Annotated in this window: 15 protein-coding genes; 2 read left to right on the forward strand and 13 right to left on the reverse strand. The window is 58.4% G+C overall.

Annotated elements, in window-relative coordinates:
* Window positions 1-143 precede the first annotated feature (143 nt).
* Window positions 144-2462 (reverse strand): peptidoglycan glycosyltransferase PbpC, encoded by a 2319-nt coding sequence (gene pbpC, locus ACMYSO_RS07890; protein ID WP_434670037.1) that lies wholly within the window; start codon window positions 2460-2462, stop codon window positions 144-146.
* Entirely contained in the window at window positions 2463-7409 is a 4947-nt protein-coding gene (locus ACMYSO_RS07895) for an alpha-2-macroglobulin family protein (protein ID WP_434670038.1), read from the reverse strand.
* A gap of 351 nt (window positions 7410-7760) precedes the next feature.
* Here ACMYSO_RS07895 and sseA point away from each other — a divergent pair, with 351 nt between their 5' ends.
* A complete protein-coding gene (gene sseA, locus ACMYSO_RS07900) occupies window positions 7761-8609 on the forward strand; it encodes a 3-mercaptopyruvate sulfurtransferase (RefSeq protein WP_434670040.1) in 849 nt (282 codons plus the stop codon).
* Window positions 8610-8642: 33 nt separating this feature from the next.
* On the opposite strand, the gene sseB is transcribed toward sseA, so the two are convergent.
* The 11 genes from sseB to trmJ form a co-directional block, all read right to left on the reverse strand.
* Window positions 8643-9419 (reverse strand): enhanced serine sensitivity protein SseB, encoded by a 777-nt coding sequence (sseB, locus tag ACMYSO_RS07905; protein ID WP_434670041.1) that lies wholly within the window; start codon window positions 9417-9419, stop codon window positions 8643-8645.
* Window positions 9420-9498: 79 nt separating this feature from the next.
* Window positions 9499-10785 (reverse strand): aminopeptidase PepB, encoded by a 1287-nt coding sequence (gene pepB / locus ACMYSO_RS07910; protein WP_434670042.1) that lies wholly within the window; start codon window positions 10783-10785, stop codon window positions 9499-9501.
* Between the two features lie 110 nt (window positions 10786-10895).
* On the reverse strand, window positions 10896-11096 hold the full coding sequence (gene iscX, locus ACMYSO_RS07915) for a Fe-S cluster assembly protein IscX (protein ID WP_154144164.1): 201 nt from the start codon (window positions 11094-11096) through the stop codon (window positions 10896-10898).
* A gap of 1 nt (window position 11097) precedes the next feature.
* Window positions 11098-11433, reverse strand: coding sequence for an ISC system 2Fe-2S type ferredoxin (fdx, locus tag ACMYSO_RS07920; protein WP_004866372.1), 336 nt, complete (start codon window positions 11431-11433; stop codon window positions 11098-11100).
* Window position 11434: 1 nt separating this feature from the next.
* Complete coding sequence (hscA, locus tag ACMYSO_RS07925) at window positions 11435-13285, reverse strand: Fe-S protein assembly chaperone HscA (RefSeq protein WP_434670043.1); 1851 nt, start codon at window positions 13283-13285, stop codon at window positions 11435-11437.
* 15 nt (window positions 13286-13300) lie between these two features.
* Complete coding sequence (hscB, locus tag ACMYSO_RS07930) at window positions 13301-13816, reverse strand: co-chaperone HscB (RefSeq protein ID WP_123755384.1); 516 nt, start codon at window positions 13814-13816, stop codon at window positions 13301-13303.
* Between the two features lie 73 nt (window positions 13817-13889).
* Window positions 13890-14213, reverse strand: a complete 324-nt coding sequence (gene iscA / locus ACMYSO_RS07935) for an iron-sulfur cluster assembly protein IscA (RefSeq protein WP_123755385.1) — start codon at window positions 14211-14213, stop codon at window positions 13890-13892.
* Between the two features lie 15 nt (window positions 14214-14228).
* A complete protein-coding gene (gene iscU / locus ACMYSO_RS07940; RefSeq protein WP_002913991.1) occupies window positions 14229-14615 on the reverse strand; it encodes a Fe-S cluster assembly scaffold IscU in 387 nt (128 codons plus the stop codon).
* A gap of 26 nt (window positions 14616-14641) precedes the next feature.
* Window positions 14642-15856, reverse strand: a complete 1215-nt coding sequence (iscS, locus tag ACMYSO_RS07945; RefSeq protein ID WP_123755386.1) for a cysteine desulfurase — start codon at window positions 15854-15856, stop codon at window positions 14642-14644.
* A 178-nt stretch (window positions 15857-16034) separates the two neighbouring features.
* Window positions 16035-16526: a Fe-S cluster assembly transcriptional regulator IscR gene (iscR, locus tag ACMYSO_RS07950; protein ID WP_434670044.1), complete on the reverse strand. Its 492-nt coding sequence runs from the start codon at window positions 16524-16526 to the stop codon at window positions 16035-16037.
* Window positions 16527-16734: 208 nt separating this feature from the next.
* Window positions 16735-17469, reverse strand: coding sequence for a tRNA (cytosine(32)/uridine(32)-2'-O)-methyltransferase TrmJ (gene trmJ / locus ACMYSO_RS07955; RefSeq protein WP_434583538.1), 735 nt, complete (start codon window positions 17467-17469; stop codon window positions 16735-16737).
* Window positions 17470-17589: 120 nt separating this feature from the next.
* Between trmJ and suhB the strand changes: the two genes are divergently transcribed.
* Entirely contained in the window at window positions 17590-18393 is an 804-nt protein-coding gene (gene suhB / locus ACMYSO_RS07960) for an inositol-1-monophosphatase (RefSeq protein ID WP_434670045.1), read from the forward strand.
* The last annotated feature ends 21 nt before the right edge of the window (window positions 18394-18414 follow it).

The raw sequence follows: 18414 nt of genomic DNA on the forward strand, positions 1-18414 counted from the left end.
TTGTTCTGTTTCGCAGATGAGACCGATAAATACGGCGCGAATTATAATCATCATCTGCCGCCGTTGCCTATGTGTTTAGGTAACATTTTTTTAAAAAAAAGCGACCTTCAACAACAAATACAGCCAATCAATACCTGTTCCACTTATTGCAGCGTGAAATTCGCGGTGACAATCTGGCCACTTTCCTCCATCACCACCAGCTGATAGCGGCCGGGCTGCTCCAGCGGCACGGTTGCACTGCTGCCGGACGCCGCCTGCGGTTCACCATTGAGGAACCACCAGCGCCGCCCTTCTCCACCGCTTGTCTGCAACGACAGCATTACCCGCGCCGCTCCCGGCAGGCGTTTGATCACCGCGCCGTCCCCTACGCCGGTCAACACCAGCGGGGCAACATCCGAGACCTGCGGTGGCGGACAGTCCACGGAGACCGGCCCCAGTCTGGCGCTACGCCGCTCGCTCGCCGGCAGCCAGGGTTCAAGCGGCAGCGGCCAGACATCGACTCGCCGCTCGACGGCACCGGGGCAGTCTGCCGCCACGCGCCGTCCTTGCCCATCAGTCCACACCGGGAAGCGAATGCCGCGAGCCCCCTCCTGACCCGGAAGCAACAGAGTCGGTGGCTGACTGCCGTCCAGCAGCCATGTCGCCAGCCGCCGACGGCAGTTGCTGTCTCCCGCCGCCAGGCTCTGCCCGCCCGGCCAGCAAATCGTCGCCGCGCTCACCGACGCCGGTCGCGGGTCGACGGGCAACCCGTCGCGCCCCGTCATCGGCCGCGCCAACAGCATATTATTGACCTGATTTAACAGCGGTACCGCACTGGCAAAACCAAACTGCCCTACCACCGGCGTACCGTCCGGCCTGCCGGTCCAGATACCGATCAGATATCGGGCGTTCACGCCAATCGCCCAGGCATCGCGATAGCCGTAGCTGGTGCCGGTTTTCCACGCCAGCGGCACCACCTGTTGCAAAGAGGCATCCGGCACCGGCTGCGCTTCACCAGCCAGGATCCGTCGGACAATCCACGCAGACCCTGGCGACAGCAGCGGCCTTTCCACCAGCGGCGCATCCGGTGTCATTCGCAGCCGTGCGGCGTTGCCGTGGCGGGCGAAGGCGCTATAGCCGGCCACGATATCCTCCAGTTTCGCCCCCGCCCCGCCGAGGATCAGAGATAGGTTTGGCTCGGCGCCCGCCGGTAGCATCAGCGGCAGGCCAGCGTTGCGTAAGGTAGCAGCAAAGCGCTTCGGCCCGTAGGCTTCAAGCACCTGTACCGCTGGCAAATTAAGTGAACGCACCAACGCGTCGCTGGCGCTGACCGGGCCATGAAAGCCGCTGTCAAAATTTCCCGGACGATAATCGCTAAAGCGCCGCGGAACATCCTGTAACAACGAGGCCGGGTGAATCAGCCCGTCGTCCAGCGCCATACCGTAGACAAAGGGTTTTAACACCGAACCCGGAGAGCGAACCGCCGACACCATATCGATATGGCCGAAGCGGCTATCGTCGGTGATATCCGCGGAGCCCACCCAACCACGCACGCGCATGTTGGTATGGTCAACTACCACTATCGCCAGCGAGCTGCGAGGCGGCAGCCGTGATTTCCAGTTGAGGGCCAGGTCTTCCAGCTGCCGCTGAAGCGCGGCATCCAGAGTGGTCACCACTTTCTCCTCACGGCTACTTGCCAGCATGCGACGCGAGAAAAGCGGCGCCAGCTGCGGCATCTGCCGCGGGAACAGCCAGACCGGTTCTTCCTTTGCTTCCTGCACCGCGTTGTCAGGCCAGACGCCCTGAGTACGCATTCTCTCCAGCACCTTATCCCGGGCAGCCTGAGCCCGCTGCGGCCAGCGGTCAGGACGTAAGCGGCTCGGTGCCTGCGGCAGCACCGCCAGCAGCGCCGCCTCGCCATAGCTCAGCTGCGTCGGCGGTTTCCCGAGATAGGCCCAGCTGGCGGCGCCAATCCCCTGAAGCGTGCCGCCAAAGGGGGCACGATTAAGGTACAGGGTCAGAATGTCGCTTTTCGACAAATGCCATTCCAGCTGCAACGCGCGCCAAAGCTGGCGCAGCTTGCCACCGAAAGTGCGGGGATGAGGGTCGAGCAGGCGGGCGACCTGCATGGTTAGCGTACTGCCGCCGGAGATCACCCGTCCGGCACGCATATCCTGCCAGGCCGCGCGCAACACCGACAACGGGTTAACACCCGGATGGCGCCAGAACCAGCGATCTTCATACTGGATCAGCGCCTGAAGATAGCGCGGTGACACATCCTTGAGGGTCACCGGATAGCGCCAGACGCCCTGACTATCGGCGAACCGCCACAGCGGCGTACCGTCTTCTGCTACCACCACCCGGGCCGGTACCACCTCATTGAGCGGCAGCGGCCACAGACGGTCAGCGGCCAGTACCACCAGCCAGAGCATAACGATACCCGCCGCCAGCCAGCGGCGGGTTAGACGCAGCCACCGACGCATTTACGGTGTAATCACCAGCGGGCCGCTGGCCGCGCCGGTTGCCCGCCATTGCGGAACATACATGGATTCCACCTGCGGTTGCGGGACCTGATAGGTTCCCGGCGTCACCGCGCGGGCCAGATATACCAGCGTGACCGGCTGCCCTTCGTTAATTGCCACCGCGGCAACAAAGCGATCGTCGCGGAATTCGAGATGCTGAATATCCGCCTGCTGCATCTGGTTCAGCAGGTTCTGCACCCCTTCGCCATTCTCCTGCAGGCTGGCGCTGCTGTTCGCCAGGTTCTGGTTTTCCAGCTCCAGCCCCGCCGGCAGCAGATCCACCACCAGCGCATCCGGCACGTTTCTGTTGGCGGTCACTTCAAGTTTCACCAGCACCAGTTCACCGCTGCGTAGCGAGCTCAGCGATTTCTGCTGACCATGAGTATCAAAAATATGGCGCTCGATACCCAGCACGTTCCCCGCCGGCTGCGATGCGGTCAGCGGATAACCGCTGCTGTCGACGCGCAGCCACAGCGGCTGATTCCCGGTGTTGCTAACCTGCAGGGTCGCCAGGCGATCGGCGCTCAGGTTTTGAGTCAGCGGTTTATCCGCGGAGAGCGGCTGCGCCTGCAGCGAGGTCTGCGCCTGCCAGTTACCGGGTAAATTCTGCAGCGTCCGGCCTGCGAGGAACAGAGCGTTGGTCTCCTGGGTCGAGAGCCAGCGCTGGCCGTAGGCCTCTTCTGCCAGCGCGCTCAGTAAGCGGGTCTGTGCTTCCGGCAACAGTTTGTTCTCCTCGAGCAGCGCCAGTTTCAGCGCATCGTCGCGTAGCGCGCTGCCATAATCGCCAAGCCAGCGGTTCTGATCCTGACGCGGAGTGGTCATCGCCAGCTCCAGTGCCCGATCGCCACGCGGAGCATCCCCCATCGCTTTCAGGGCGATCCCCAGTTGCAGCAGCGACAGGCCGGAACGCGCCTGCTCATGCCGGTTCCAGATTTCACGCAATGCACCCAGCGGGGCTTTTTGCTGACGCGCCAGCACCAGCGCCGCATAGGCCTGGGCGGCGAAACGGCTGGCTGCGGCATCATCGCTGTAGCGCACGGTCATCAGCCCCGGCTCCTGCAGGTAGCGCAGCAGACGCTGATTACCGTTATTCAACGCCTGGGTCGGTACGCTATAGCCTTGCTCGCCAGCGCGCACGAGGAAATCCATTGCATAGGCGGTCAGCCAGTACTCTTCCGGCCCGTCTTTGTCCCACAGGGCGAATCCCCCGTCAGCACGCTGCATATTCAGCAGACGGGAGATGCCGATCTCCACCGCCGCGCGGCGTTTCTCATCGCTGTCGCCGACAATCCCCCACGTCTTTAGCTGCGCTGCGTTGGTGTAAAGCGACGGGAACAGCCCGCTGGCGGTCTGCTCCAGGCAGCCATACGGGTAAGCTTTCAGATCGCGGATATAGCGTGCCAGGTTAAGCGGCGGCTTGCCGCTGAGCATCAGTTGCCCCTGGAGGGTCGCCGGCGAGAAGCCCTGGGTTTGTGCTGCCGGAACCTGCCACTGCTCTCCCGGCTGCAGCACCACGCCGCTGTTCACCGTTTGTGCCGGGAAGGCCGGACGCACGCCAATCTTCCACTGTTTCTGGATGGCAGCGAACGTCTCGCCCGGCAGGGTCAGACCGTCAATCGTGGCGTTCACCTGACCATCACCGAAACCTTCCCGCGCGCTCACCGGAATAAACAATGTGCTGCGGGCGCCGGGCGCCAGCTGTACCGGCGGGATGGCCCCGCCATCGAGCTGCAACAGGCCGCCGGCGTTCAGCGTAACGTTCAGGGTTTGCGGCCGGTCGGTCAGATTGCTGAGATCCAGCGCCAGCCGGGTTGTGTCGCCGCTGGCGAGGAAGCGTGGCGTGTTTAACTCCGCAATCACCGGCGCGGCGACCACCACCTTCTGGTCACTACTGCCAAAGTCATCGGCAGTCCACGCCTGCGCCATGACCCGCAGTTCACCGTTAAAGTCGCCAATCGGCAGCGTGACCTCACCTTCGCCCTGCTCATTAAGCACCACCGGCTGCGCCTGTTGGGCAATAATGGTGACGTGGTTCACCGGAGGTTTACCGCCGCGTTTAAGCTCGTCGCCGTCGCCGCCGAAGCGCAGGCTGGCCAGACGCCCCTGGCCCTCAATGACCTGGCCGTAGATATCATAAATATCCGCGCCATAGCGTTTCTGACCGAAGAAGGCATTCCACGGGTCCGGCGTCGCGTAATCGGTAATATTCAACACGCCGCTATCCACGGCGGAGAGCAGGACGTTCACCTGTTTTGGCACGTCGCCCTGCTGCACGCTGGCTTTGACTTTCACCGTCAGCGGCTGGTTCGGACGCATCTTTTCAGGAGCCTCCAGCGCCAGGTTCAGACGACGGTTTTCATCGCCCAGCGGCAGATGCAGCAGGCCAACCGCCCGTTTCGGCGTTGCGGAGCGGGATTTATCTCCGGGACGAATCACCAGCGTGCTGAGATAAAGGTCGTGACGGTTCCAGGTTTTATCAACCGGAATCGACAGTTCCATTCCGCTTGCCGGGACGTCAATCTCCTGCCACCACAGCGGGCCTTCGCTGGATTCAACCATGGCATAGCCTTTGCCTGCGGCAGGCGCAGCGATCTGCAACTTGATGGTATCGCCGGGTTTATAGGCCGCTTTATCCAGCTTCATGGTGACCCGATCCGGGCGCGCCGCCCCGGTACCGTCACTGTTATCCTGCCAGCTGTAGCCTGCCCAGAAACGCACGCTGCTGACCGAATCATCCGGGCCTTTGACCTCCAGGCGGTAAGAGCCCCATTCCACCGGGAAGCTCACCTTCGCGGTTTGCCCGGCCGGAATATCCAGCGAGGTTTCACCTTCCTGCAGATCTTTTTGATCAAACTGCGACTGCCAGCCTTCGCTGTCTGACCAGTTCCAGTAGTAGTCGCGACGCTCGCGAATCAGGCGAACCTGCAGGCCGGAGACCGCTTTTTTCTCGCCTTTGGCATCGGCATAGACAACGTCAAACGCGGCGGTGCTGTTTTCATCGACAACCGGCTGTTTCACGGTGCTGTCGGTGCGGTAGTCATACACCTCTTTGAGGGTAAATTCGGGACGGATCCCCGGCAGGGTATCCGCAGGCCAGATCGCTTGTTGCACGGTGCGGGTAACCGGACGACCGCCGGATTCCAGCAGGCTGGCCTGGAGGATCACCTGTAACGGCGAATGGCTCTCCTGCCACTGGCTGGCGCTGGTCACTTCACCATGCCCTTTTTCGTCGAGCGTCATCTGGACTTCATCGAGGCTCCGGGAGAGATTTTCCTCCGCAATATCGCCAAACTGGAAGCCCGGCAGGGCAGCCACCGCGTCACGCAGCGGGCGCAGGAACAGCTTGCCCTGCAGCTGGTTGCCGCTTGCCGGGGCGCCGTACAAATAGGCACCGGCCACCGCGAAGCGAACGTCGGCATCCGGGGCGAGCGGCGCGTTTTGCGGCGTCAGATTCAACGCCATGCGTTCCGGCATAAAGTCTTCGACGTGGAAATCCCATTCGCGCGGCTGGTTGTCGCCGGTACTGGCGCGAACGTGCCACATGCCGGTAGCTGCATCGCTACTGAGCGGATAAGTAAACTGATACAGGCCGTTGACCGGCTTGTTGACCTGCGAACGGATCACCTGGCCATCCGGCTGAACCACTTCAAGTTTTACCGGCTGCTCGACCAGCGGTTTACCATCGCCATCACGCAGCAGCGCGTTAAGAATGACCGTCTCTCCAGGGCGGTAGAGATCGCGCGGGCCAAACATAAAGAACTGTTTACTGAACCCTGGCGCACCGGCAATCGAGAACTCGGCCAGATCCAGCGCGGGAAGTTTGAGATCCAACAGCGTCGTCTGGCCCTCTTTGCGGGCCAGCAGCAGCGCCGCGTCTTTGTCGGTTTGCAGCGTCACATGACCCTGGCCGTCGCTTTTCGCCTGGGCCAGCGTCTGCCCTTTGGCATTCAACAGTTGCACTTCAATGTCGGGTTGCGCCGCGCCGTTTTCCAGGCTCTGGGTAAAGACATCCAGCCGGTTATGGTAGCGGTGCGCCGACACGCCGATATCGCTCAGCGTAAACAGGGTCGCGGCGTTGCTGTAGCTATAGCGTCCCGCCGGGTTCATGACCGCCACATAGACGCCTGGCTGCTGTAACGGTTGAATATCCGCCAGCGGCAGCAGCAGTTTCTCCCGGGTATTACGCGCCGGGTTGAGGTCGAAACGTCCGGTGTAAACCAGCTCGGCCATTTTCAGCAGCTCGTCGGATTCCCAGTTACTCAATGAATTACGATATTCCCACTGACTGACGAACGCCGACAGCGATTCGGGTTTGACGCGGTAAAAATTGACGTCGACGTTATCCACGTTCAGCGCCATAACCGGCAGCCCGGCCACCACTTTACCCGGCAGCAGCGAACCGCGGCTGGCAAAGCCCACGCTGGGGGCAATATCCCGGGTGGTGATGGTTTTTTCAAATGAGGTATCGAAGGTCGCTGCGTTCAGCGCAACCAGCGTCGGGTCGACGGAGACAATCAGCTCACGTTTGGGTTCAAGGTGGCGCAGTCGCAGCGTTTTCAGATCAGGCGAGAGTTCCCAGGCGCCGTCAACCTTGCCGCTTTTTTTATCGACCAGGTGCACGCTGCGGGAGAAATCCTGATCCGGCTTTAACGGCACGGAAAACGTCAGCACCAGCGCTGCGGCGCCATCCAGTTGGAGCTCCGAGGCATCGAGCAGGGTCAGCGCTTTGCCTTTACTTTTTTCCGCCAGCGCCGCCAGTTGGGTGCTATCAAGTTTTGCCCCATCCTCCTTCGCCGCGGGAGACGCCGCAGGCGCGACGGCCTCTGTTTTACTGCTGTCGTCACACCCGGTGAGTGAGAGTGCGGTCAGCAACGCCAGCGACACTGCCGCTAAACGAAATGGTTTCATCCTTTAACCCCTTGGCCCAAACAGCCAGATACCTATCGTGCACTCATTATTATGCGTCGCAGGCAGAATTACCAATCGGGGACGATTTGTTCTGCCGGGCTGACACCAGGTATTCAGCCCGGAACGAATGAGACATTAGTGCAGTACTGTGAACAATGAGGCAGTAGAAAACGCTGCTGGGCTGCACGCGCAATGTGCCTGGCGCTATCTGCATCAGCAGGCGTTTTGCTATTCCGTCCACAGAGCGCTATGGGGGCGTATCACATTCCGGTCGCCTTCCGGTGAAAATGCCTTGTCGGTCAGGGCAAAAACATCAACAATCTATCTATTATTGATGATACGGAGGCAGCCATGTCCACTTCGTTTTTTGTCGCCGCTGACTGGTTAGCGGAACATCTTGATGACCCGGAAATCCAAATAATCGATGCACGAATGGCCCCGGCGGGTCAGGAAGCATTGCGCGATATGGATGCGGAATACCGCGCCGGTCATATTCCCGGTGCCCTATTTTTTGATATTGAAGCCCTGTCCGATCACACCAGCCCGCTGCCGCATATGATGCCGCGAGCGGAAGCGTTCGCCGTCGCCATGCGTGAACTGGGCGTGAGCAGCGATAAACATCTGGTGGTGTACGACGAAGGCAACCTCTTCTCAGCGCCGCGAGCATGGTGGATGTTGCGCACCTTTGGTGTGGCAAACGTCTCGATTCTCGCCGGAGGCCTGGCCGGCTGGCAGCGCGAGGAACGCCTGCTGGAACAAGGGATCCCTGAACGGGCGGAAGGTGAATTTGATGGGCGTTTCGATCCACTGGTGATCAAACGTCTGACCGATGTGCTGTTGGTCAGCCATGAGGGATCGGCGCAGATCGTCGATGCACGTCCGGCCCCCCGCTTTAATGGCCAGGCCGATGAACCTCGTCCGGGGCTGCGTCGCGGCCATATTCCCGGTGCACTCAACGTACCGTGGGGCGATCTGGTAATTAACGGTGAACTCAAAACCGTTGATGAACTGAATGATATTTTCATTCGCCAGGGCGTGGATTTCGAGCGGCCGATTATCGCCAGCTGCGGCTCGGGCGTCACGGCGGCGGTGGTCGTGCTGGCGCTGACCACGTTGGGCGTCAACGGCGTCTGCCTGTACGATGGCTCATGGAGCGAATGGGGCGCACGCAGCGATCTGCCGATCGAGCCGGCGCAATAGACAGAATAACGGGGGCACTATGCCCCCGTTATCTTAGATAATGCGGTTCTGTTTGAAGTCGCGCAGGAAGCTGCCCCAGCGCTTTTCATAAAACGGCGTGATATGGGCCATCATAAAATGGCTGATGCCTTTCTCGCCCTCGATAACCTGACAGATATCAACCGGCTCATCGCCAGGTAAGGTATCGGTCGCCACGCTACCGGTCGCCTGAATCACCGCCTCAATGTCGCCTTCCACTTCAAGGCCGATCAGCAAGTTTGCCGGTGCCTCTGCGTTGTCCTTGATCGAACAAAGATACGCACGTCTGACGGTCTTCAGCGTTTTAAACAGCGTCGTCAACGAGTCGATCATCTGCGCCGGTGGCTCGGCGACTTCTGACAACAACAACGACTCACCGCCTTCGATCACCGTCTGCGTACTGAGCGGTGTGCCCTCTTCCCCCAGCAGATGCTTGATCTCGTTGGGCATAAACTCTTTGCCGGTAGGCAGCTTCGCATTGAGGAACAACGTTTCGCCAGACGTCATGGCAAACAGCGTACGTGCCGGCATCGCCACAAAGGACTGCTCGTCGGTAACCGCCTGCTGCAAGGCCTCCAGCGAGGTGAAAAACGGAATAACCGACGCCCCGTCGTCTTTCTCCCAATGCTGTAAGTCTACGGCGCTCTCTTCAACCACCGTGTCGCCTTCCGCCGCCGCGCCGGGCACCCACACGGTGGATTCCAGCAGCACACGGAAAAATGCCGGACGGTGGCCCGGTTCGATCGCCGCCTGTTCCAGCAGGGTTTCTAATTCATTTTTAGTTTCGGACATAATGCTCACAACATCAGAATCGGAATGGCCCCGGCAACGCTGGCCGGGGCTACGAGTCAGGGCAATCGCCCCTGCGCTATTACTCTGCGGTTAACAGATTGGCAATCGTACGTACACCGAGGCCAGTCGCACCGGCGGACCACTGCTCAACGGCGGATTTACGGTAGGTTGCCGAGCAGTCAATGTGCAGCCAGCCCTGATGATAGTTATCAACAAAATGCGACAGGAAACCTGCCGCCGTGCTGGCGCCAGCCGGGTAAGCGGCGCTGCCGGTATTATTCAGTTCGGCGAAGTTAGACGGCAGCTGACCACGATGGAATTCCGCCAGCGGCAGACGCCAGAAGGCTTCATTCTCTGCCTGCGCGCTCGCCAGCAGACGGTTAGCCAGCTCGTCATCGAAGCTGAACAGCGCGTGGTAGTCGTTACCGAGCGCGGTTTTCGCCGCACCGGTCAGGGTCGCGGCGTCGATGATCAGCGCCGGTTTCTGCGCGCAGGCATCGATCAGGCCATCAGCCAGCACCAGACGGCCCTCGGCGTCGGTATTCATGATCTCGACGGTCTTACCGTTGCGGTAGCGAATAATGTCGCCCAGTTTAAAGGCGTTACCGCTGATCAAGTTGTCAGCGCAGCACAGGTACAGCTTCACGCGCTTGTTCAAACCGCGGGTAATCGCGAATGCCAGCGCACCGGTGACCGTCGCCGCGCCGCCCATGTCGGACTTCATGGAATCCATGAACGCGCTCTGTTTGATGCTGTAGCCGCCGGAGTCAAAGGTGATACCTTTCCCGACCAGGCAGGCATACACCGGCGCGTCTTTATCGCCGGTTGGGTTGTAATCCAGCGCCAGCAGCACCGGCGGACGCTCGGATCCGCGACCCACGGTATGCAAACCGAGATAGCCCTGTTCGCGCAGGTCTTCACCTTTGGTGATGCGGTAAGAGACGTTGTCGCAGGCGACCCCGCACAGCAGATCGACGGCACGCTGCGCCAGCTGTTCCGGCCCCAGATCTTCCGCCGGAGCGTTAATGGTGTCACGGACCCAGTCGATGATGGTCAGGCGGCTGTCCAGCTCGCTCTTCTGGGCGTCGTCCAGCGCCGGCCATTCCACTTTGCGGCTACCTTTCGGCCCTTTATAACCGGCCCAGAACGCCCATGCGCGGTCGGTATTCCAACCTTCACCGCTCAGCGCAACATGCTTAATCCCCATGCCATCGACCTTACGTGCCGCGCGCTGAATCAAACCCAGGTCGTCTTTACCGTTCAAATGCAGGGTGATGCCGTCATCATTAATGCTGTAAGTCGCTTTTTCGCCCCAACGCGCATCGGCAGGTTGAGTCGTCAGCGTAATCTTCATGGCTTCTGTCATTTTTTTTCATCCTTATTAGCAAACGGGCCACCCTATGGCAGCCCGTTAGAATTTTTCCGCTATATGCGCCGCGTTGCAGGAACTCTGCAGCGTAGAGCATGACGCGAAAATTATTCGGCTTCGTCTAACCAGACTAGCAGAATCGCCTCAAGAATTTTTTCATTCGATGCGTTTGGATTGTCATCGAACGCTTCCAGCTCGCAAATCCACTGATGCATATCGGTGAAGCGAACGGTTTTCGGGTCGAGATCCGGGAAAGCGTCGTACAGCGCTTCACCAATTTCACGACTATCGGTCCATTTCAGTCCCATATTAATGCTCGCGTGCGTGGTTGATGGTGTAACGCGGGATCTCGACGACCAGGTCATCGTGGGTCACGCGCGCCTGGCAGCTCAGACGGCTATCCGGCTCAAGCCCCCATGCCTTATCCAGCATGTCGTCTTCGTCTTCCGTGCTTTCCGCCAGCGAGTCAAACCCTTCACGCACAATGCAGTGACAGGTCGTGCAGGCACAGGATTTTTCGCAAGCATGTTCAATCTCGATGCCGCTACGTAACGCCGCATCCAGAATGGTCTCACCGATCTCAGCTTCCACAACTACGCCATCCGGACACAGGTCCTGATGAGGCAGAAAAACAATCTTTGGCATATTAAACCTCGTCCACGGATTGGCCTTTCAGCGCAGTACGGACCGACTGGTCCATGCGGCGTGCGGCAAATTCCTGGGTTTGTGTGTCTGTATTTTTAATAGCATCTTTAATGGCGTCGGCGTCATCACCTGCGGCAACCGCGCTCAACTGCGCCATTGCCTCATCGATAGCCTGACGTTCTGCGGCGCTGAGCAGCGCGGCATCGGCGGCCAGCGCACTGACCAGGCTCTCTAACACGCGTGCGGCTTCGACTTTTTGCTCAGCCAGCATACGCGCCTTGATATCCTGTTCGGCGTGACTCATCGAATCTTTAATCATGGTGGCGATTTCGCCATCGGTCAGGCCATAGGACGGCTTCACCTGAATGGAGGCTTCGACGCCGGTCGATTTCTCCATGGCGGTCACGCTCAGCAGGCCGTCGGCATCCACCTGGAAGGTCACGCGGATATGCGCGCCACCTGCCGGAAGTGCCGGGATACCGCGCAGCGCAAAACGCGCCAGCGAGCGGCAATCCTGCACCAGTTCACGCTCGCCTTGCATCACGTGAATGGACATCGCGGTTTGACCATCTTTGAAAGTGGTAAACTCCTGCGCACGCGCCACCGGGATCGTGGTGTTACGCGGGATCACTTTCTCCACCAGGCCGCCCATGGTCTCCAGCCCTAAAGAGAGCGGGATAACATCAAGCAGCAGCAGTTCACTGTCGGGCTTGTTGCCCACCAGAATGTCGGCCTGAATCGCGGCGCCAATGGCTACCACTTTGTCCGGATCGATGGTGGTCAGCGGGGTGCGGCCAAAGAACTCGCCAACGCGCTCACGCACCAGCGGAACGCGGGTTGAACCGCCGACCATCACCACTTCCAGCACCTCTTCCGCCGTCACGCCCGCATCTTTCAACGCACGACGACAGGCCAGCAGAGTCCGTTTGACCAGCGGCGCAATCAGTTCATCAAACTGGCTACGGGTAATCTCCCCTTGCCAGCCCCCCACGTTAACGCTGACAACGTCGGCATCGCTGAGGGCAATTTTAGCCGCGATGGCGGCATCCAGCAGCTCGCGCTGCAGGCGGTTGTCACTACGATCGCTCAGCCCCGCCAGTTCGCGCAGGTAATCCGCCAGCAGGTGGTCGAAGTCATCGCCGCCAAGCGCGGAATCGCCGCCCGTTGCCAGCACTTCAAACACCCCACGGCTCAAGCGCAGCACTGAAATATCAAAGGTACCGCCACCGAGATCGTAAACCGCAATCACCCCTTCCTGACCGGAGTCCAGGCCGTAAGCAATCGCCGCCGCGGTCGGTTCGTTCAGCAGACGCAGCACGTGCAGGCCCGCCAGACGCGCGGCGTCTTTGGTGCCCTGACGCTGGGCGTCGTCAAAGTAGGCCGGGACGGTAATGACCACGCCGTCAAGCTCGCCGGACAGCGCTTCAGTGGCCCTGGCGGCCAGCGCTTTCAGGATATCGGCAGAGACGCGAATCGGGTTGAGCAGACCAGCAGCGGTCTGGATCATCGGCAAACCATTTTCACTGGCCTGTAGCTGGTAAGGCAGATGCGGATAGCGGGTCTGAATATCGGCCAGCGAACGCCCCATCATACGTTTTACCGAGCTGATGGTATTAACCGGATCCTGGGCGGCATTCTGCCGGGCATCGTAACCGACGCTCAGGCCAGATGCCTGGTAGTTCACCACGGAAGGCAGGAGGTAACGACCCTGATGATCGGGCAGTGTTTCGGCCTGACCGCTACGCACGGTAGCGACCAGAGAATTGGTGGTGCCAAGGTCAATCCCCGCGGCCAGACGACGCTGATGCGGCGCGGCGCTCAGACCAGGCTCACTAATTTGTAATAAGGCCATAATTGCTTCCGAAAATTAAAAATCGAGCAGCTTTTCTTCGAGTTGTTCTGCCACGCTCTGAAGTTTATCGAGAAAACGCAGTTTACGCACGGTATCTGCCGCCACGTCCCACGTCTCGTTATTTAATTGTTCAACAACCTGCTGATGACGAAGGTCATACATCCCTTTCACGCGCTTGATAAACCCCGCCAGCCGCGCTTCATCCTGCGACTTTTCAATCTCATCCAGCTCTTCACGCAGCTCAAGCTGTTCCATCAGGAAGGCGGTATCGCGCACGGTGTGCTGCTCGCTGGCTAAGTCGTAGCCATGAAGCGAAAGGAGATATTCGGCGCGGGTCAGCGGATGACGGAGCGTTTGCCACGCCTGGTTGATTGTGGCGGATTGCTGCACGGAGGCGAGCTGTTCGGCCGCACTCGCGCTGGCGAACTTGTCGGGATGATACTGGCGCTGTAAATCCTGGTACCGGACAGCCAGCTGTTCTTGCGAAAGGGTATAACTGACCGGTAACCCGAAGAGGGTAAAATAGTCCATAGTAACCTCAGGGTTAACGAGATAAAGCAAACCCCACGCGCAGCGAGACTACGGTGGGGTCAGGGATAACCGATTACACGTTAAAGCTTTCGCCGCAACCACACTCATCTTTAACGTTAGGGTTGGTGAATTTAAACCCTTCGTTCAGGCCTTCTTTGACGAAGTCCAGCTCAGTGCCGTCGAGGAACTGCAGGCTTTTGCCGTCGATCACTACCTTGACGCCTTTATCTTCAAACACGGTGTCTTCTGCCGCCGGCTCGTCAACAAACTCCAGCACATAGGCCATACCTGAACAGCCAGAAGTGCGGACCCCTAAGCGCAGACCGAAGCCTTTGCCACGGTTGGCCAGGAAGGAATTAACTCGCGACGCTGCGCTGTCGCTAAGAGTAATCGACATACAATAACCTCTTAATTATTTCGCTTCACGTTTGCTTTTATAATCCGCAATCGCGGCTTTAATCGCGTCTTCCGCCAGGATGGAGCAGTGAATTTTCACCGGCGGCAGTTCCAGTTCATCGGCGATATCGGTGTTCTTGATCGCCTGAGCTTCGTCCAGAGATTTCCCTTTCACCCATTCGGTGACCAGGGAGCTGGAAGCGATAGCGGAACCGCAACCATAGGTCTTGAAGCGCGCGTCTTCAATGATACCTTCATTGTTGACCTTGATCTGCAACTTCATGACGTCGCCACATGCCGGTGCGCCAACCATGCCGCTACCGACGTTCTCATCGCTGTTGTCGAAAGAACCAACGTTGCGTGGATTCTCGTAATGATCGATAACTTTTTCGCTGTATGCCATGATGAATTCTCCTTATACCCTACCGATTAATGATGTGACCATTCGATGCTGTTCAGATCCACGCCCTGCTTGAACATATCCCACAGTGGAGACAGATCGCGCAGACGGCCGATGGATTTACGAACCAGATCAATGGTGTAGTCAATCTCTTCTTCGGTAGTGAATCGACCTAAAGAGAAACGGATAGAACTGTGTGCCAGTTCATCAGTCATGCCCAGTGCACGTAGCACATAGGACGGCTCAAGACTTGCGGAGGTGCAAGCTGAACCCGAGGAAACGGCCAGGTCTTTCAGCGCCATAATCAGCGACTCGCCTTCAACATAGTTGAAGCTGACGTTGAGAATGTTCGGCGCGCCCTGCTCAAGGTCACCGTTGAGGTAAACCTCTTCCATATCTTTTACGCCTTCCCACAGACGGTTACGCAGACCGCGCAGACGCGCCATCTCGGTTTCCATCTCTTCTTTCGCGATACGGTAAGCTTCACCCATACCGACGATCTGGTGGACAGGCAGCGTACCGGAACGCATGCCACGCTCGTGACCGCCGCCGTGCATCTGCGCTTCAATGCGGATACGCGGTTTGCGACGAACGTACAGTGCGCCAATACCTTTAGGTCCGTAGATTTTGTGACCGGAGAAGGACATCAGGTCAACTTTCAGCTGGCTCAGGTCGATAGGCAGTTTGCCCACGCTCTGGGTCGCGTCAACGTGGTAAATGATGCCACGCGCACGGCACAGTTCGCCGATGGTAGCGATATCCTGCACCACGCCAATTTCGTTGTTCACGTGCATGATGGACACCAGGATGGTGTCGTCGCGCATCGCGGCTTCCAGCTCTTTAAGATCGATAATCCCGTTGCGCTGTGGCGCCAGGTAGGTGATCTCGAAGCCTTCACGCTCCAGCTGGCGACAGGTATCCAACACCGCTTTGTGTTCGGTTTTGCTGGTAATAATGTGCTTGCCTTTTTTCTGATAAAAGTTAGCAGCACCTTTAATTGCCAGGTTGTCGGATTCCGTTGCACCGGAGGTAAAGACGATTTCACGCGGGTCAGCACCGACCAGCTCAGCAATCTGATTACGGGCGATATCAACCGCCTCTTCAGCCTGCCAACCGAAACGGTGTGAACGAGAGGCCGGGTTACCAAAGGTCCCGTCCAGGGTCAGGAATTGCATCATTTTCTCGGCAACACGCGGGTCCACCGGCGTTGTTGCGGAGTAATCGAGGTAAATCGGTAATTTCATTGCTCTTTAACTCCGTACATCACTCAATGCAAGGAACCAGGCAACCGGCTTGATGTACGACCGGGGACGCGGGATGCCGTAACATCCCGGCCTGATTCTGAAATCTTTATTTTATCTTTTATGACTCTGACCGTTTCACCTTGCAGCGCCGAGGCCGCAAGTTGAAACCAGACGAGTGTTACGCACGCAGCTTAACGTCAATGGCGTCCTGAGTGCGGGTATTGCGCTGGGATTCATGGGTATGCTGACGCCCAGAAACATCAAGGATTTCCTGGTTATTGACCAGTTCACCCAGGGTGATGTTGTTCAGGAAGCTGGTCAGACGTTCGCTCAGGTCACGCCACAGTGCGTGGGTCAGGCATTTATCGCCGCCCTGGCAGCCGCCTTTACCCTGACAACGGGTCGCGTCTACCGATTCGTCTACTGCGCTGATCACTTCGCCTACGGCGATGCTACCGGCTTCTTTACCTAACAAATAACCACCGCCTGGTCCACGCACGCTGGAAACCAGACCGTTTTTACGCAGACGGGAAAACAGCTGCTCCAGATAGGACAGCGAGATCCCCTGACGTTCAGAAATATCAGCCAACGGAACCGGGCCCGATTCAGAGTTGAGCGCAACGTCCAGCATCGCGGTCACAGCATAACGCCCTTTAGATGTCAGTCTCATGTCTTACTTAACCTCAAACTCGCCCCTGCCCGGGCTTTTTATTAATATGGGTATTGCATAGCAGAAGCAAGTCTGACATTCCCGAGTAAATTGGTCAACTATTTACTTGACTGTTTTAGTCAGGTATTTAACCTTCCGTGCGCTTATGTGCTTGCTCGGCCTACGTTTTTGGTGGCCGGACATGCAGTGCGCCCTCGGCAAACGGGCATCACTGCTCTTTGTTTTTTTGCTCAATCGACGCCAGCATGCCGCGCAGGATGTTCAGTTCCTGGCTTTCCGGGCGTGCGCGCGTAAACAAACGACGCAGTTTATTCATCACCTGCCCTGGGTGGGTGGCGCGGATAAAACCGGTGGAAATCAGGGTCTGTTCGAGGTGACCGTAAAAACGCTCTAAGTCATCGACCAGCGGATAAGGCGTTTCGTCATGTTCTACCGCCGGGGCATCCTGCTCCTGCGCGGCCAGCCAGGCCATACGCACTTCATAAGCGATAACCTGCACGGCCATCGCCAGGTTCAGCGAGCTGTATTCCGGGTTAGCGGCGATCGCAACATGGTAGTGGCATTTCTGCAGTTCATCGTTGGTCAGCCCGACGCGTTCGCGGCCAAAGACCAGCGCTACCGGCGCATGCTGCCCTTCCGCCACGCTCTTCAGACCACATTCGCGCGGGTCGAGCATCGGCCACGGCAGAGTACGCGAGCGGGCGCTGGTACCGACCACCAGGCTACAGCCTGCCAGCGCTTCATCGAGAGTATCGACGATCTGCGCATTGCCGATCACATCGCTGGCACCCGCCGCCAGGGCAATAGCCTGAGAGTCAGGTTTAACCAGCGGATTGACCAGCCACAGGTTAGTCAGCCCCATGGTTTTCATGGCGCGAGCAACGGAACCCATGTTTCCAGTGTGTGATGTTTCTACCAGTACGATTCGAATATTTTGCAGCATTATGGTTCTTCGGCTAAAGATTATTCACGCATGCTATCATAAAACGGAGACATAAGGAGATTTGGCTGTTATTATGTGCGCCGTTTTTTCCCGTTCTTTAACATCCAGTGAGAGAGACCGATGCATCCGATGCTGAACATCGCCGTGCGCGCAGCGCGCAAGGCGGGTAATTTAATTGCCAAGCACTACGAAACCCCAGACTCCGTAGAAACGAGCCAGAAAGGCAGCAATGACTTTGTGACTAACGTCGATAAGGCAGCCGAAGCGCTGATTATTGAAACCATTCGCAAGTCTTACCCGCAGCACACCATCATCACCGAAGAAAGCGGTGAACACGCAGGTGAAGATCAGGATGTTCAATGGGTTATCGATCCACTGGATGGCACTACCAACTTTGTAAAACGCCTGCCTCATTTCTCTGTATCTATCGCCGTACGCATTAAAGGCCGTACTGAAGTCGCGGTGGTTTACGATCCAATGCGCAACGAACTGTTCACCGCGACCCGTGGTCAGGGCGCACAGCTCAACGGCTACCGTCTGCGTGGCAGCACCGCTCGCGATCTGGATGGCACGATTATCGCTACCGGCTTCCCGTTCAAAGCCAAGCAGCACGCGACCTCTTACATGAATATCCTGGGCAAAATGTTCACCGAATGCGCGGACTTCCGTCGCACCGGTTCTGCCGCTCTGGATCTGGCCTACGTTGCCGCTGGCCGCGTTGATGGTTACTTTGAAATCGCGCTGAAGCCGTGGGATTTCGCCGCTGGTGAGCTGATTGCTCGCGAAGCTGGCGCGATCGTTTGCGACTTCACCGGTGGTCATAACTACCTGCACACCGGCAACATCGTGGCAGGTAACCCGCGTGTGGTTAAAGCGATGCTGGCCAACATGCGTGACGAACTGAGCGAAGCGCTGAAGCGTTAATCTCTCTCACTTCACCCCGGT

It is taken from the genome of Klebsiella sp. B345 (assembly GCF_051131735.1).
Lineage (GTDB): Bacteria > Pseudomonadota > Gammaproteobacteria > Enterobacterales > Enterobacteriaceae > Klebsiella.